This is a genomic window from Candidatus Allofournierella excrementavium (genome assembly GCF_048526665.1).
Taxonomy (GTDB): domain Bacteria; phylum Bacillota; class Clostridia; order Oscillospirales; family Ruminococcaceae; genus Allofournierella_A; species Allofournierella_A excrementavium.
The window spans coordinates 1-14,494 of record NZ_DBGFPE010000035.1; the positions used below are offsets into that span (position 1 = coordinate 1).

The window sequence follows — 14,494 nt, forward strand, 5'->3', positions numbered from 1 at the left end:
ATACCATCTGGTTGGCCGCCGTTTCGATTTTGAGATGCTCAGCGGCTTGATTTTGTGTTGTCTTTTTGCCGCTCCCTCAAATCTGAAATTTCTACTTGACTTTTGTTAGCAGGTCTTTCGACGGGGCAAACATTTGAACGTTTGTTCAATTGTTATTATATTCAACCCATACGGCCCTGTCAACAGGAATTTGCAAAAAAGAAGGCCGCCGGGAAAATTTCCCGGCGGCCTCGGCCTCATTTGTTCTTTTGCAGGGGCGTGCCCTTGGCTTTGGGGCGGAAGGAGGCGAAACCAGCCCCGGAACACTGGGGCGGCGTGAGCAGGCGGGCGGCGGCGTCCAGGGCCTGTTCCAGGTCCAGGGCCAGCACGTCGATGTAGCAGCGCTTTTCGCCCACCGCGCCGCCCAGCACCGCGAGGCTGCCCGCGCCTTCCCTGGCCAGGGCCTCTTCCAGCGCGGCCCGCCGGGCCACCGGGTCTTCGCCGGGGGCGGGGGTGTAGTAGAAATAGCCCAGTACCGCCCCGTCCGCCGCCGCGGCGGCCGAGAGGGAGACATCCTGCGCCAGGAAGGCCCGCTGGGGCCCTTCAAAGCAGGTGGTGCCGGCGATGAGGTCCCGCCGCAGGCCCTTTTTGCCGGCGGGGGCGCTCTGATACCCGGTCCAGGCCGGGGGCGTGTGGTCAAAATCGAACTCCCACCAGCGGCCGAGATGGGCGGGGGCCAGGGCCTTCCAGGCCGGGGCCAGCCAGCGCCGGTGGGGGGCGTGTTCCCACAAAAGGGTCAGCCGCAGCTTTTCCCCCGCCGGTTCCAGCCTGAACTCCGGCGTGGGGAAACAGATCCCCAGCAGCTCTTCCAGCGCGGGGCGCACCGCCTCGCAGCCTTCGGCAAAGGCTTTTTCCGCCAGCGCGTCCTCCTGTTCGGCAAAGGCCGCCCAGAAGCGGGCCGCCCGGTCGGGGAAGGGCTCCAGGCACACCGGCAGGTCCAGCGCCGCCCGGCACCAGCGCAGGTAGGTCTCGGCGTCGCCGTCGCCGGGGGCCATCCGGTCGCTGGCCTCAAAGCAAGCCAGGGCCTCGTCCAGTTTGCCCTGATAGTAGAGGGAAAAGCCCATGCGGAACTGCCACAGCGGGTCGGACGCGCCGGCGGCCTCCACCTGTTTCAGCACGGCGGCGGCCTCGGCGTAGCGGCCGAGGTTGTTCAGCGAGCGGGCCAGCATGCCCGCCAGCCGGGGGCTGGTCCCCGCCTTTTCTTCGAGCAGGGCGGCGATGCCCTCGTCGTCCGCCCGGCGGTCCAGTTCTTCCAGCTGCTCCATCAGGGCGGCGGGCGGGGGCGGCTCCACTTCGCCCGCGGCGCAGGGCCGGTCCACCCGCACAAAAGGCTCGTTCAAAAGGCCCTTGTCCTCCATCAGGTCCAGCAGGCCGTCCGCGTCCTCGCCCAGTTTCAGGTCCATCTCGGGGGCGTAGAGGGGCAGCAGCTGGTAAAAGTTCACCGACCCGCCCCCCGGCAGCGGGCAGATGGCCGCCGGTTCGGGCGCGTCCAGCGGGTCCACCAGCATGGTGCCGCAGAGCAGGGTGTTGCTGGCAAAGGGCCGCCCGTTGGGCACGGTGTGGCCCCAGCCCAGCCAGGTGCCCTGTTCGGCGGGCATCCGGGCCAGCAGGCGCAGCCAGCGCACCGGCCAGCGCCAGACCTCCCGCTCGTCCTCCACCTTCCAGTCCGCGGGCAGCAGCATCAGCAGCTCCGCCCGCTCCAGCTGCTGGCCCGCAAGGTCCGGGGGCAGTTCCATGGGCCGCGCGCCCATGCCCCAGGTGAGCAGGGTGTAGTACTCCCGGCCCGGCTCCGGGTCGATGACGAGCACCGAGACGCCGTCCGCGCCGGGCAGCATCCGGCTCACCGGGCCAAACCAGGTGAAGATGTGCTTTTGCAGCGCCGCCGCCTGGGCGGGGGCATAGCCCGGCGCGGGGGGCGGCGGGGGAGCCAGGGGCGCGGGGGGCGCGTCGAACCAGCTGGCGGGCCAGCGCTCCTCGTAAAGCTCCCTGGGGGCGGAAAGGTCGTGTTCGATCATCACATAGACATAGAGGGGATCCTCGGGGCAGCGGCCGGCATGGTAGCCCAGCTGGGCGCGGCCCTGCCGGTCCACCAGCACCTCCGCCGGGGCAAGGCGCACCCCGGGCCGGCGCTTCTGGGCCAGGGGCCGGCCCTCTTTTTCCAGCCGGGGCAGGGCCTCCACCAGCGCCGACAGCCAGGCCGGGTCCAGCCTGGAGGCGGCGGCCTCGCTCATGCGCAGGCGCATGTCCAGAAAGCCCTCGCCGAAGGGCACCCGGCAGAAGCACCAGGGGGCCTCGAAGGCCCAGTCCCGGGCGGCAAGGGCCGCCGACACCCGGCCGAGGCCCGCGCCGTCCGCCGCAAAGCCGGGGGCCAGAGTGCGCACCTTTTCCTCGTTTTCGGCGGGCGCGGCGCACACCGCCAGCTCTTCCAGGGGGGCGTTCGCCGCCACTGCCGCCCGCAGGCGGGCCAGCCGTTCGCTCTCGCCGGTGCGGGCGAAGGCCTCGTCCAGAGCGGCCAGCGCCCCGGGCACGTCCCCCTCAAAGGCGCGAAGGGCCGCGGCCAGGGCCGCCAGCTCCCCGTCCCGGGCAAAGCGGCGCAGGCCCGCCTCCGCCCAGCGGCGTGCGGCGCGCGCTTCGCCGGTACACAGGCAGGCCCAGGCCATCGCCCGGTGCCAGGGTGCGCTCCGGGCGGTCTCGGCGGTCTTTTCCAGCCAGCGGCGGGTGTGCCAGAAGCACTCGTAGGCCCCGATGGCGGCATCCAGCCGGGCCACCAGTTCCGCCAGCTCCCCGTCGGCAAAGATGTCCTCCTGGGTCCAGCGGCCTTCGTCCAGGCCGTCCTCCAGGTGGTGCTGGATCTCGTCCAGCATGACGTAGTACCGGCCCTCGGCCTCCAGGGGGGCCAGCCGGGCCAGGAAGGAGCGGGAGAGGATCATTGCGCCTGCTCCTCTAAAATTTTCTCGCGCACAAAGCGGCTCACCGCCGCCATCAGCCGCCGCTCACGGGTGAAGTCCCAGAACAGCAGGGCCAGGGCGATCACGCCCGGGGCGATGCTGGCGCCGGTGTTCGGGGCCAGCACCCGGGCCGCTACCATCCCGGCCACCGCCAGCGCCGCCACGGCCCAGCAGACAAGGCGCAGCGTCCAGGACTCGTGAAAGGCCAGGTGCAGCCGGCCGTCCTCGCACTCGATGTCGAACCAGGGGGCGTAGAAGCCCTTTTTCAGCTCCAGAACGGTGGGGCGCTCCTTTTTGTAATAGGGCTCGCTCTCCACGGTGACCTGCCAGCCGCCGGGCAGCTTCTCCTGCCGGTGGGCCAGCAGCGCCTCGTGGAGCTCGAACTTGTTCTTCTTGGTCTTGAAACCCAGTCGCTGCATGGTGTGTCCTCCTTGTTTATTCCCTTGCGGGCAAAAGCGCCAGATGCCGGCGCATCAGAACGAATGCCGCCGCCGCGGTGAGCATCACCGCCGCGGGATAGGCCACCCACACGCCCTCCAGGCTCAGCCAGAGGGGCAGGGTGAACAGGAAAAGCGGCTGCGCCGCCAGCGGCTCGCCGTAGGCCAGGATGCCGCCCGCCAGGGGCTCGCCCACCGCGCAGAAATAGCTGCAGGTGAACCGCGCCGCCGCCACGAAGGGGCAGGCGAGGGTGAGGGTCCACATGGCCGCCGCGCCCTCGGCCGCCGCCTCGGCGCTGGCACCGAACACTTCCGGCAGCACATACCGCAAGGCAAAGCAGGCCGCGCCGCTGACCAGCGCCACCCCCACCGCCAGGGCAAGCCCCTTGCGGCGCAGATGGTCAAGGCCGTGCCAGTCCCGGGCGCCCCGGGCGTAGCTGAACAGCGGCTGCAAACCGTCGCCCACGCCGCTGATGAGGGGGATGATACTGCCCAGCACATAGCTGAGCACCGCATACACCGCCACCCCCTTGGTGCCGCCGTAGCGCAGGGCCTGCAGGTTGGTGACCAGCAGGATGGCGCTGGTGGAGATGGAAAGCCCGAAGGGGGACACCGCGTAGTGCAGGATGCCTTTGACCATCGGGCGGCAGGGGATGAACTGGCGCAGACGCAGGGGCCAGCCCTTGTGGGCCAGCAGCATCGGCAGCGCCGCCAGCGCGCAGCCCCCCTGGGAAAGGCCGGTGGCCAGCGCCGCGCCGGGCAGGCCCCACTGGAAGCGCTGGATGAACAGCCAGTCCAGAAAGATGTTGCCCAGAAGGCCGCCCACGGTGACGGTCATGGCCCCCAGCGTGCGCCCCGCGCTGCGCACCAGCGGCAGAAGGCCGGTGGCGAACACCTGGCAGGCGCTGAGCAGGCAGACCACCCGGATGTAGGCGGCGGAGAGGGGATAGAGCTCCTCGTTCGCCCCGATGAGGGGCAGGATGTACGGATAGGTCAGCCCCAGCCCCACGCCCAGCACGGCGGCGCACACCGCCAGCAGGGTCACGGCGCTGCCCCGGGCGGTGAGGGCTTCGGCCTCGTCGCCTCTGCCCTGGGCGGTGGCAAGGCGCACCGCGCCGCCGGTGCCCACCGCCAGACTGACCGCCTGGATGAAGGCCACCATGGGCCAGGCCACGTTGATGGCCGCAAGGCCCGCGTCGCCCAGATTCTGGCCGATGAACAGGCCGTCCACGATGATGAAGCAGCTGTTCAGCAGCTGGCTGAACATGCTGGGCAGCGCATAGCGCCAAAACTGGCCGCGGATGGCGGCGGAAGGCTCGTTGTGCATGGGTCCACCTCTTTCCTTGGAATTATAGCCTTTTTCACGGCGCTTGGCAACGGCGCGGGGCTGCATCTGGATTTTTGCGCGCCGTTCGTATATAATGGTAACAGTATCTGAAAGGAAAAGGAGGGCGGGCGTTTTGTACAGCAAGATCCAGGTGATCCGCAAGCTGCTGATCGGCGCGGCGGCGCTGGCTGTGGCCATCTGCATCACCATCTTCATTCGGGAAAACATGGATGTGAACGACCCCGAGCGGGCGCTGCCCTCCATCACCATCACCATGAACGGCGCCACCGCCATGGCGCCGGAGATGATCTTCCGGGCGGGGTATGAGTGGAACTTTCTCACCACCACCGCCAAATCCACCCCGCCCTACAGCAGCCAGGACCTGCAGGCCCACACCCCGCCGGTGGAGATGCTGGCCCGCACCTACATGGACATCGACTTCTCGCTGGAGCCGCGGAGCCTGACCATCAGCCGCTCGGACGAGGAGAACTTCGAGGCGTTTCTGGACCTGGTGGACGCGGAAGAAGGCCCCATCATCGCCCCCGCCACGCCGGGCGTTTACATGTACCGCATCCAGGCGGACTTCGGCTGGCGCGGCTCCATCGTCTACTTCTTCCGCATCCGGGTGCAGGCGGGCGGCTGAGGGACACATCGGTTTTTGGCCGCGGCGCAGCGCCGCGGCCTTTTTTCAAAAGGAGGCACGGAACATGGCAAAGGAGATCACGGCCCAGCAGGTGTTTGAACTTCTGCCCCGCCGCAAGGCGGACAGCCACAAGGGCAGCTACGGCAAGGTGATGTGCCTTGCCGGGTCGGCGCGGTTCCGGGGCGCGGCGGCGCTGGCCGCCGAGGGCGCGCTGCGCGCCGGGGCAGGGCTGGTGACGCTGGCGGCGGTGGAGCCGGTCATCGCCGCGGTGGCGGCCCGCATCCCCGAGTGCGTCTTTCTGCCCTGTCGCCAGAGCGCCGAGGGCGGCGTGAGCGCCCAGAGCGGCAAAGCTGTTCTGGAAAAAGTGCGGGGCATGGAGGTGCTGCTGTTTGGGCCGGGCCTTGGCGACACGCCGGACACCGCCGCTTTGCTGGAGCAGCTGGGCCCTTCCGCCGGGTGCGCCCTGGTGCTGGACGCCGACGGCCTGAACGCCGCCGCCAAAATGGACAGCCTGCCCCGCTCGCCGGGCCTGCCGCTGATCCTGACCCCCCACCCCGGCGAGATGGCCCGCCTGTGCGGCCTGACCACTGCCGAGGTGAACGCCGGGCGGGAGGGCATCGCCGCCGGGTACGCCCGCGCCGAGGACTGCGTGGTGGTGCTCAAAGGCCACCGCACCATCGTGGCGGGGCCGCAGGGCGAAGTGTTCGTGAACCCCACCGGGAACCCCGGCCTTTCCCGGGGCGGCAGCGGGGACATCCTGGCGGGCATGATCGCCGGTCTTGCGGCCCAGGGCCTTTCGCCCCTGGACGCGGCGGTGTGCGGCGTGTGGCTGCACGGGGCGGCGGCGGACCAGTGCGCAAAGCGCCTGGGCCAGTACGGCATGCTGCCCCACGACCTCTTCGCCGACCTGGGGGCCCTTTTCGCCGCCGCAGAGCGGTGATGAAAGGCAAAAAAGCGGAGCGCCGCGTTCCCGGCGTGCGCCGGCAAGGAAGCGCCGGGCGCTGCCGGGGCCGGACGGTTCGCAGGCATGGATGCCAAATAAGCCGGGGCGTCGTTTCACAACGAGGCGGCCCGCCTGGTTTCTGCATATCCCGTGCAATGCCGAAAGCGTCTTGAAGGATCGGAGCAGGCTTATGACGAATCGTGAAATGCTTGAAATCGCCATGAGGCAGTCCGCAGAGGACCTGGGATGCCGCGAGGCGAATCTCGCGGCAGGCAGAAATGTGGCCGTGCCTTTAAAAATGGGAAAGAACGCCCGGAAATATTTGAAACAGCCCATCACCTGCAGCCTTGTTTCCTATGGGAATAATGTCGTGGCCGCTTCAATCAACGAGACTTTTGCTCTGGTGCGCGAGTACATCGGGAAGTTTGAGTTTTATCACTGTTTTGAAACGCCGAATATGCACTGGCTGAATGAACGCCTGGCCGAAAAAGGGCATAAAATATGCTTTATGGCGGAATATTATCTGCCAGACATAAGCAGGATGCCGCTCCTTTCCTGCGCTTACGAAACGCGCCTGCTGGAGCCGGAAGATTTTGAAGGGCTGTATCTGCCGGAATGGAGCAATGCGCTTTGCAAAGAGCGCAGGCATCTGGATGTGCTTGGAGCCGGCGCATACGATGGGAGCGCGCTGGTCGGGTTGGCCGCCTGTTCCGCGGATTGCGAAGAGATGTGGCAGATCGGCGTGGATGTTCTGCCGGAATACAGGCGGCGGGGCATTGCCTCTGCGCTGACAAGCGCGCTGGCAAGGGAGATCCTGAATCGGAACAAAGTGCCGTTTTATTGCGCGGCCTGGTCAAACATACGGTCAGCCAGGAATGCCGTCAAATGCGGCTTCGTTCCGGCTTGGGTGGAAATGACCGCAAAGCCCGCCGCCATCGTGGATGAAATGAATCTTTAAGCTCCCCACCCGCCGAAGAAAAAAGAATGGGCCGCGTTCTTTTCGGAACGCGGCCCCCCTTTTTCACCCCAGCAGGGCGCTCAACGCCAGCATGGCCCCAAAGCCCAGGGCGGCGCACACCGCCCCCCGGCCCCCTTCGCCCCGGGCGGCGGGGGCCAGCTGCCGGGCCACGGTGAGGGCCATGGTGCCCGCCGCCGCGCCCATCAGCCAGGGCAGAACCGGCGCGAGGTGTGCCGCCAGCGCCCCGGCCAGCGCCGCCCCCGCCAGCTCCACCAGGCCGCTGGCCGCCCCCGCCGCGAAGGCCGCCCGCCGGGTGGCCCCCTTCGCCCGCAATGGCAGGCTGAGGGCCGCGCCCTCGGGGAAGTTCTGCACTCCCAGCCCCAGGCTGAAGGTGAGGGCCCCCGCAAGGCCCGCCCCCTCCCCCGCGGCGGCCACGGCCCCCGCAAGGCCCACCGCCATGCCCTGGGGCAGGTTGTAGAAGGCGCTGGCCAGCACAAGGCCCGCCGCGCCGCCCTTGCGGGTGACGCGCCCTGCCGCCGGCCCCAGGGCCGCCAGCGCCGCCGCGCCGAGAAACGCCCCCGCCAGCGCCGCGGGCCAGCCGCCCGCCTCTGCGGCGGGCAGCAGCAGGCCGAACAGCCCCGCCCCCAGCATGATGCCCGCCGAAAGCCCCATGGCTCCCCGCCCCGGGCCGGCGGTGCGCCGCCCGGTCAAAAACACCGTCCCCGCGCCCAGCGCCGTGCACAGGCAGGGCACAAGGTCCATCCAAACAGCCGCCGCGATCCGGTGCAACTCTCTCGACCCCCTTTTCCTTCACTGTATACCGCAAAGGGGAAAAGGGTGCCTGTTTCGGGCAGCAAACGCGCAGCGCGGGGCCAAAGCGGCAACAAAAAAAGCCCCCCGGGCAGGGGGCAAAAGGATGTTTTCGCCGCGGTGAAGGCGCGGGCGCGCAGCCAAAGGCGGGCCTCAGCCCTCGCCTCTCGTCCTTGCCCAGTAATCGGCCATGCTCTGGCCCTTCTCGCCGGTGACCTCCCGGTCCAGATACTCCCGCAGCACGCCGGGCTTCCAGGCAAGGGCCTGGGCCTCGGAGCCGAACTCCACCTCGGCGTAGAAGAACTCGTGCTCGGTGCCCGCGTCCACCCGGTTCACCTCCAGGGTGAGGCCGTCCGCCAGGGGGTAGCGGCGCTGTTCCTTGTGGATGAGGGGCTTGCCGATGAGCTCCTCCAGCTGGAGGAACAACCCCCGCTCGACGGGCGTTTCTATCTCGGTGCGGGAGAGCCCGCCGGGGCCCGCCTTGCCCTTGAAGCAGAGGATATACTCCACCCCCGCCTCGTCCGCCTCCTCCCGGATGCGCACGGTGGGCCGCAGGGCGATGTAGCCCTGGCGCATGCGCAGGGTGCGCACCGGCTCCAGGCCCTTGGGCCAGTCCTTCACCAGCCATTTGCGTTCTATTTCCATGGTTTTGTGTCTCCTTTTCCGGCCCGTGCCCTTGCCGTGGGCCCCGCGAGCCGCTATACTGAAATGGTACCATTATTATAACCGGTTTTCAACCGATATGAGGGAGCCCTTGTTATGAAAGCTGAACGACCCTATCCCGCTTATACCGTCACCCCCAAGGCCGAGGCCGCCATTCTGAAAGGCCACCCCTGGGTCTACGCCGATGAGATCACCGCCGCCCCCGACCCCGCCCCGGAAAACGGCGCGGTGGTGGACGTGCTCAGCCGCAAAGGGCGGTACCTGGGCAGCGGCCTGCTCAGCGAGGCCAGCAAGATACGGGTGCGGCTTTTGAGCCGCAACGCCAACGACCGCTTTGACGAGGATTTCTGGCGGCGGCGCATCGAGTACGCCTGGGCCTACCGCAAGGCCATCTACCCGGCGGAGGACCTGCAGTGCTGCCGGGTGGTGTTCGGCGAGGCGGACAGCCTGCCCGGCGTGACGGTGGACCGCTTCGGGCCCATCCTGTCGGTGCAAATTCTTTCCTACGGCATGGAAAAGCGCAAGGAGCTGCTGGCCCGGCTGCTGGTGGAGACGCTGCAAGCCGACGGCCAGGTCATCGAGGGCGTTTTTCTGCGCAACGACGTGGCCCTGCGGGAGAAAGAGGGCCTTTCGGAAGGCAAGGGCTGGCTGGAAGCGCCGGGCCTTGCCCATCCGGAGAAGGCCGAGACCATCATCACCGAGAACGGCGTGCGCTACCATGTGGACGTGGAGAACGGCCAGAAGACCGGCTTTTTCCTGGACCAGAAACTCAACCGCCGCCGGGTGGCCCAGCTGGCGAAGGGCCGCCGGGTGCTGGACTGCTTCACCCACACCGGCAGCTTTGCGCTGAACGCCGCCTTTGGCGGGGCCGAGCATGTGACGGCGGTGGACGTGAGCGAGACGGCGGTGGAGATGGCCCGGGCCAACGCCGTGCTGAACGGCCTGGAAGGCCGGATGGACTTTGTCTGCGCCGACGTGTTCGACCTGCTGCCCGGCCTTGAGGGCAAGCACGACTACGACTTCATCATCCTGGACCCGCCCGCCTTCACCAAGGCCCGCAAAACGGCGGCCAACGCCATGCGGGGCTATAAGGAAATAAACTACCGGGCCATGAAGCTGCTGCCCCGGGGCGGCATTCTGGCCACCGCCAGCTGCAGCCACTTCGCCACCCCCGCCATGTTCGAGAAGATGCTGGCGGACGCGGCTCAGGACGCAGGGCGGCAGCTGCGCCAGATCGAGGCCCGCCAGCAGGCCCCCGACCACCCCATCCTGTGGAACGTGGAGGAGACGAATTATCTGAAATTCTATCTCTTCCAGGTGGTGTGAGGGCGGCAAAAACCGTTGACATCGGCCGCCGCCGCGCCGTATAATTTCTCACATAAGTTTTTTGCCGCGCCGCGGCAGGGAGGAACCAAACATGCCCCATCCGAATCCGAAGGAAGTGTACGGCTCGCTGGTGTTCAACGAGCATGTGATGAAGGAGCGGCTGCCCGCCGCCACCTACAAGAGCCTGAAGGCCACCCTGCAGAAGGGCCAGCCCCTGGACATTGAGCTGGCCAACGTGGTGGCCAGCTTCATGCGGGACTGGGCCATCGAGAAGGGCGCCACCCACTACACCCACTGGTTCCAGTCCCTCACCGGCATCACCAGCGAAAAGCACGACAGCTTCATCAGCCCCATGAAGGACGGCACCGCCATCATGGAGTTTTCCGGCAAGGAGCTGGTGCGGGGCGAGTCGGACGCTTCCAGCTTCCCCTCCGGCGGCCTGCGGGCCACCGCCGAGGCCCGGGGCTACACCACCTGGGACCCCACCAGCTACGCCTTTGTGAAGGACGGCACCCTGTGCATCCCCACCGCTTTTTGCAGCTGGACGGGCGAAGCCCTGGACGAAAAAACGCCCCTTTTGCGCAGCATGAAGGCGGTGAGCGACCAGGCCTGCCGCATTTTGAAGCTGTTCGGCAAGGACGTGGCCCATGTGGACGTGACCGTGGGCCTGGAGCAGGAGTATTTCCTCATCAAGAAGGAGCACTACGAGCAGCGTGAGGACCTCATCCTCACCGGCCGCACCCTCTTCGGCGCGGCGCCCGCCAAGGGCCAGGAGCTGGAGGAGCACTACTTCGGCGCGCTGCGCCCGGAGGTGAGCGCCTTCATGCACGAGCTGGACGAGGAGCTGTGGAAGCTGGGCGTGGGCGCCAAGACCAAGCACAACGAGGTGGCCCCGGCCCAGCACGAGCTGGCCCCCCTCTTCGACCGCTGCAACGTGGCGGTGGACCACAACCTGCTGACCATGGAATTCATGCGCCGGCTGGCCCCGAAGCACGGCCTTGTGTGCCTTTTGCACGAAAAGCCCTTCGAGGGGGTCAACGGCTCCGGCAAGCACAACAACTGGTCGCTGAGCGCGCCCGGCATGAACCTGCTGGACCCCGGCGACACCCCCATGGATAACCTGCAGTTCCTCATCTTCTTCGCCGCCGTCATCCGCGCGGTGGACGAGTATCAGGACCTGCTTCGCATGTGCATCGCCTCGGCGGGCAACGAGCACCGCCTGGGCGGCAACGAGGCGCCCCCGGCCATCGTGTCGGTGTTCGTGGGCGACGATCTGGCCGCCATCCTGGACGCCATCGCCTCCGACAGCCAGTACGTGGCCCCCGAGGCCGCCAAGATCGACCTGGGCGTGGACGTGCTGCCCAAGTTCGCGAAAGACACCACCGACCGCAACCGCACCAGCCCCTTCGCCTTCACCGGCAACAAGTTCGAGTTCCGCATGCCCGGCTCCTCCGCCAACATGTCCGACCCGAACACCGTGCTGAACACGGCGGTGGCCAAGGAGCTGAAGGGCTACGCCGACGAGCTGGAGCAGGCCGAAGACTTTGACACCGCCGTCATCGCGCTGGTCAAGCGCACCATCCGCGACCACAAGCGGGTCATCTTCAACGGCAACGGCTACTCCAAGGAGTGGGAGGAGGAGGCCGCCCGCCGGGGTCTTGGCTCCACCCCCGCCGCCTCCGACGCGCTGGAGGCCATGATCGCCCCCAAGAACCTGGAGCTGTTCCGCATGATGGGCGTGCTCAGCGAGACCGAGGCCCGCAGCCGCTACGAGGTCAAGCTGGAAAACTACGCCAAGGTGCGCCACATCGAGGCCGGCACCATGATGGAGATGACCCGCCGCCAGCTGGTGCCCGCCGCCTGCGCCTACATGACCGATCTGGCGAACGGCATCGCCGCCAAGCAGGCCGCCTGCCCCGGCATCAGCTGCAAGGCGGAGGAGAAGGCCCTGCGCCAGCTGACCAACTACACCGACGCCATGAGCGATGCGGCCGACCGGCTGGAAGCCCAGGTGGAGGCCGCCGAGGCCATGACCGACGCGCTGGCGGAGGCCAAGGCCTACCACGATCAGGTGCTGCCCGCCATGCAGGCCCTGCGGGCCGCCGCCGACGCGGCGGAGGGCATCTGCGGCCAGGACTACTGGCCCCTGCCCAGTTACAGCACCATGCTGTTCTACGTGTAAATCCAAACGAAAAGAGAGCGGCCCGCCCGGTTTTTGCCGGGCGGGCCGCTTTTTTACTGTTACCAAACCCAGCGGGCGAACCACCGGTTGACGCTGCACAAGACGTATTCCTTCGCGCCGTCTTTTTCAAACACCCGCAGGGCCCCCATCCGCTCCTGTTCGTTTTCGGCAAAGCCCCGGGCAGCCATATAGTCGGTGAGGTCGGTCTCCGGGGCGGCCAGCACCACCTTGGGCTCGCGCGCGATCTCCGCCCAGGGCTCGTTCAGAAGGGTGACCCGGGCAAGGCCCGCCGCCGCCGACACAAAATTCGCCGTGCCGAAGACGGCGGAGGAGAAAAGGCACGCCGCCAGCAGCGCGGCGGCCAGCGCCAGCGCGGCGAAGGCCGCCAGAATCCGGCGGCGCTTTTTGTTCCACCGGGCGGCAAAATCACGGAAGGCCCGCGCCTCCTGCGCCGCCGCCTGGGGGGCGGCGGGGGCGCGCAGCTGCTCCATGCGGGCATGGCAGGCGGGGCAGCGGTCCAGATGCTCTTCCACAAAAGCGGCGGTGTCCCCGCTCACCAGCCCGTCCATCCAGAGGGCCAGCAGGTCCCCCACGATGCTGCACTCGTTTTTCATCCCTCTTCCTCCTCCCAGCGGCGGCGTATCATCTCCCGGGCCCGGTGATAGGTGACACAGGCCCAGTTGGCGGTTTTTTCATAAAGGCTGGCGATGTCCTTGTAAGGCAGTTCCCCGAAAGCCCGCAGACGGAAGACCTCCCGGTAGGGCTCGGGCAGGCCGTCCGCGATGGCCCGCAGGCGAGCCGCCTGGTCCCGGGCGGCGGCCGCCTCCTCCGGGGGCGGGGCGGGGTCAGCCAGCTGCCCCAGAAGGGCCTCGTCCGCCGGGCGGGCCCGGCGGCTCTTCTTTTGATGGGTGTAGTAGGCGTTTTTGGCGATCTGGCACAGCCAGACCCGCACCTCGCACTCGCCCCGGAACCCCTCCGCCGCCCGCAGCGCCCGGAAAAATGTCTCGGCGGCCAGTTCCTCCGCCAGTTGTTCGTCCCCCGAAAGGCGCAGAAGATAGCGGTAGACCGGGCCGAAATACGCTTTGTAGACGTCCTCAAACTCCACCGCCGCCACCGCCTTTCCCCTTTTGTGACCATAAGACTTGTTTCAGGCCGGGATATTACAAAAAAAGCACGGAAAATTTCCGTGCCTTTTTGTTTATCGTCCGGCGTTTTTCACCCGCTCGGCGGCCTCCGCCGCCTCCTTTTCCGCCCGGCGCTTGGCGCGGGCAATGGCGGCTTTCTTGTCCTTCTCCCAGCGGGCGGCCTGGGCCTCGTCCGCCGGCTCGGTGGCCCGGGCGAAGGTGTGGTGCAGCCCGTCGGAGCGCATGCGCCGCAGCCAGATGAGCACCGGGCCGTGGGCGGCGCAGCGGCCCATGGAATAAAGGCTGTTGTTGCCCTTGCGCAGCCACCAGTCCCCCTCGTTGGGGGCCAGGGGCGCGCCGCACTCCGGGCACACCGCCCGGCGCATGGTCTCATCGGTGAGCCACACTTCGCCGTCGGCGTAGCCCCGCCAGAGGGTGAAATCGGTGCGGCGGCTGCCTTCCGGGCAGGTGAGGGCCCGCAGCTGCTCCTCCTCGCTGGGGTACTCGGCCAGGGCCTTGTCCAGGTCGATGAAGGAGCACACCTTTGCGGTGTAGACCGCGTCGGCCAGCGCGTCGTGGAAGGCCTCGTTCTTCTCGATGCCCAGGCGCTCCACCACGCTCTCCAGCGTCATGCTCTCCCCCTCAGCCCGGGGCCGCTGGCTGAGGAAGGCCCGCTGCAAATCGTACCAGGTGTGGGGCCAAGTCTCGTCCAGGCCCGTCAGCACCAGATTCTGCTTGAGCACCGGCACGTCGTCCTGGCCCCACTCGCCCAGAGCCGCGTCGGGGCCGCACCAGTCCATGAAGCGGCGCAGGCCCTCGGCCACGGGCACCCCCGCCGCCAGGTCCTTCTGTGTCAGGCCGGTGACCTTGGCCACATGGTGGTGGAGCTTGGGGAAGATCTGGGGCCGCATGGTCACGGTGAAGGTGTCGGTGATGTTTCCGCCTTCCACCTTCGCCGCGCCAATCTGGATGATCTCGCCCCGCAAAGTCTGCTCCGCGCCCTGGTAGCGGAAGGTCTTGGGCGCGTAGCCCATGTTCCACTCCATGTCAAATACGATCAGCTGGGCCATTTGTCTCTCGTTCCTCTCACGGCA

At 67.7% G+C, this 14,494-nt stretch carries 13 protein-coding genes; 5 read left to right on the plus strand and 8 right to left on the minus strand.

Annotated elements, in window-relative coordinates; all coding sequences use genetic code 11:
• Nucleotides 1-236: 236 nt before the first annotated feature.
• The 3 genes from ACMI1Q_RS08295 to ACMI1Q_RS08305 are packed head-to-tail and all read right to left on the minus strand — an operon-like array spanning nt 237 to nt 4,751.
• A complete protein-coding gene (locus tag ACMI1Q_RS08295) occupies nt 237-2,969 on the minus strand; it encodes a suppressor of fused domain protein (protein ID WP_419503431.1) in 2,733 nt (910 codons plus the stop codon).
• Nucleotides 2,966-3,406 carry a hypothetical protein gene (locus ACMI1Q_RS08300; protein ID WP_419503432.1) on the minus strand — a complete coding sequence of 147 codons (441 nt, stop codon included), beginning with the start codon at nt 3,404-3,406 and terminating at the stop codon, nt 2,966-2,968. Before ACMI1Q_RS08300 ends, ACMI1Q_RS08295 begins: the two co-directional genes overlap by 4 nt.
• A gap of 16 nt (nt 3,407-3,422) precedes the next feature.
• A complete protein-coding gene (locus ACMI1Q_RS08305; protein WP_419503433.1) occupies nt 3,423-4,751 on the minus strand; it encodes an MATE family efflux transporter in 1,329 nt (442 codons plus the stop codon).
• A 133-nt stretch (nt 4,752-4,884) separates the two neighbouring features.
• Here ACMI1Q_RS08305 and ACMI1Q_RS08310 point away from each other — a divergent pair, with 133 nt between their 5' ends.
• From ACMI1Q_RS08310 to ACMI1Q_RS08320, 3 genes are all read left to right on the plus strand, one after another.
• Nucleotides 4,885-5,394 (plus strand): hypothetical protein, encoded by a 510-nt coding sequence (locus tag ACMI1Q_RS08310; RefSeq protein WP_419503434.1) that lies wholly within the window; start codon nt 4,885-4,887, stop codon nt 5,392-5,394.
• Between the two features lie 64 nt (nt 5,395-5,458).
• Nucleotides 5,459-6,334 (plus strand): NAD(P)H-hydrate dehydratase, encoded by an 876-nt coding sequence (locus tag ACMI1Q_RS08315; RefSeq protein ID WP_419503435.1) that lies wholly within the window; start codon nt 5,459-5,461, stop codon nt 6,332-6,334.
• A gap of 193 nt (nt 6,335-6,527) precedes the next feature.
• The gene (locus ACMI1Q_RS08320) at nt 6,528-7,295 is read left to right on the plus strand and encodes a GNAT family N-acetyltransferase (RefSeq protein ID WP_419503436.1); all 768 of its coding nucleotides are present in this window, start codon (nt 6,528-6,530) and stop codon (nt 7,293-7,295) included.
• Between the two features lie 63 nt (nt 7,296-7,358).
• Here ACMI1Q_RS08320 and ACMI1Q_RS08325 read toward each other — a convergent pair whose 3' ends face one another.
• Both ACMI1Q_RS08325 and ACMI1Q_RS08330 read right to left on the minus strand, forming a co-directional pair.
• A complete protein-coding gene (locus tag ACMI1Q_RS08325; RefSeq protein ID WP_419503437.1) occupies nt 7,359-8,057 on the minus strand; it encodes a ZIP family metal transporter in 699 nt (232 codons plus the stop codon).
• A gap of 201 nt (nt 8,058-8,258) precedes the next feature.
• Complete coding sequence (locus ACMI1Q_RS08330) at nt 8,259-8,750, minus strand: hypothetical protein (RefSeq protein WP_419503438.1); 492 nt, start codon at nt 8,748-8,750, stop codon at nt 8,259-8,261.
• A 114-nt stretch (nt 8,751-8,864) separates the two neighbouring features.
• Here ACMI1Q_RS08330 and ACMI1Q_RS08335 point away from each other — a divergent pair, with 114 nt between their 5' ends.
• Together ACMI1Q_RS08335 and ACMI1Q_RS08340 are read left to right on the plus strand one after the other, a co-directional pair.
• Complete coding sequence (locus ACMI1Q_RS08335) at nt 8,865-10,094, plus strand: class I SAM-dependent rRNA methyltransferase (protein WP_419503439.1); 1,230 nt, start codon at nt 8,865-8,867, stop codon at nt 10,092-10,094.
• A 91-nt stretch (nt 10,095-10,185) separates the two neighbouring features.
• Complete coding sequence (locus tag ACMI1Q_RS08340; RefSeq protein ID WP_419503440.1) at nt 10,186-12,276, plus strand: glutamine synthetase III; 2,091 nt, start codon at nt 10,186-10,188, stop codon at nt 12,274-12,276.
• Nucleotides 12,277-12,335: 59 nt separating this feature from the next.
• Here ACMI1Q_RS08340 and ACMI1Q_RS08345 read toward each other — a convergent pair whose 3' ends face one another.
• From ACMI1Q_RS08345 to ACMI1Q_RS08355, 3 genes are all read right to left on the minus strand, one after another.
• Nucleotides 12,336-12,890 (minus strand): zf-HC2 domain-containing protein, encoded by a 555-nt coding sequence (locus ACMI1Q_RS08345; RefSeq protein ID WP_419503441.1) that lies wholly within the window; start codon nt 12,888-12,890, stop codon nt 12,336-12,338.
• Entirely contained in the window at nt 12,887-13,381 is a 495-nt protein-coding gene (locus ACMI1Q_RS08350) for an RNA polymerase sigma factor (RefSeq protein WP_330058233.1), read from the minus strand. Before ACMI1Q_RS08350 ends, ACMI1Q_RS08345 begins: the two co-directional genes overlap by 4 nt.
• A gap of 93 nt (nt 13,382-13,474) precedes the next feature.
• Nucleotides 13,475-14,470, minus strand: a complete 996-nt coding sequence (locus ACMI1Q_RS08355; RefSeq protein WP_419503442.1) for an exonuclease domain-containing protein — start codon at nt 14,468-14,470, stop codon at nt 13,475-13,477.
• Between the last annotated feature and the right edge of the window lie 24 nt (nt 14,471-14,494).

Excerpts from the sequence above, each read along its gene's own strand:
- ACMI1Q_RS08295 (WP_419503431.1), bottom strand. The coding sequence starts at position 2,969 with ATGATCCTCTCCCGCTCCTTCCTGGCCCGGCTGGCCCCCCTGGAGGCC.
- ACMI1Q_RS08300 (WP_419503432.1), bottom strand. The coding sequence starts at position 3,406 with ATGCAGCGACTGGGTTTCAAGACCAAGAAGAACAAGTTCGAGCTCCAC.
- ACMI1Q_RS08305 (WP_419503433.1), bottom strand. The coding sequence starts at position 4,751 with ATGCACAACGAGCCTTCCGCCGCCATCCGCGGCCAGTTTTGGCGCTAT.
- ACMI1Q_RS08315 (WP_419503435.1), top strand. The coding sequence starts at position 5,459 with ATGGCAAAGGAGATCACGGCCCAGCAGGTGTTTGAACTTCTGCCCCGC.
- ACMI1Q_RS08320 (WP_419503436.1), top strand. The coding sequence starts at position 6,528 with ATGACGAATCGTGAAATGCTTGAAATCGCCATGAGGCAGTCCGCAGAG.
- ACMI1Q_RS08325 (WP_419503437.1), bottom strand. The coding sequence starts at position 8,057 with ATGGACCTTGTGCCCTGCCTGTGCACGGCGCTGGGCGCGGGGACGGTG.
- ACMI1Q_RS08330 (WP_419503438.1), bottom strand. The coding sequence starts at position 8,750 with ATGGAAATAGAACGCAAATGGCTGGTGAAGGACTGGCCCAAGGGCCTG.
- ACMI1Q_RS08335 (WP_419503439.1), top strand. The coding sequence starts at position 8,865 with ATGAAAGCTGAACGACCCTATCCCGCTTATACCGTCACCCCCAAGGCC.
- ACMI1Q_RS08340 (WP_419503440.1), top strand. The coding sequence starts at position 10,186 with ATGCCCCATCCGAATCCGAAGGAAGTGTACGGCTCGCTGGTGTTCAAC.
- ACMI1Q_RS08345 (WP_419503441.1), bottom strand. The coding sequence starts at position 12,890 with ATGAAAAACGAGTGCAGCATCGTGGGGGACCTGCTGGCCCTCTGGATG.
- ACMI1Q_RS08355 (WP_419503442.1), bottom strand. The coding sequence starts at position 14,470 with ATGGCCCAGCTGATCGTATTTGACATGGAGTGGAACATGGGCTACGCG.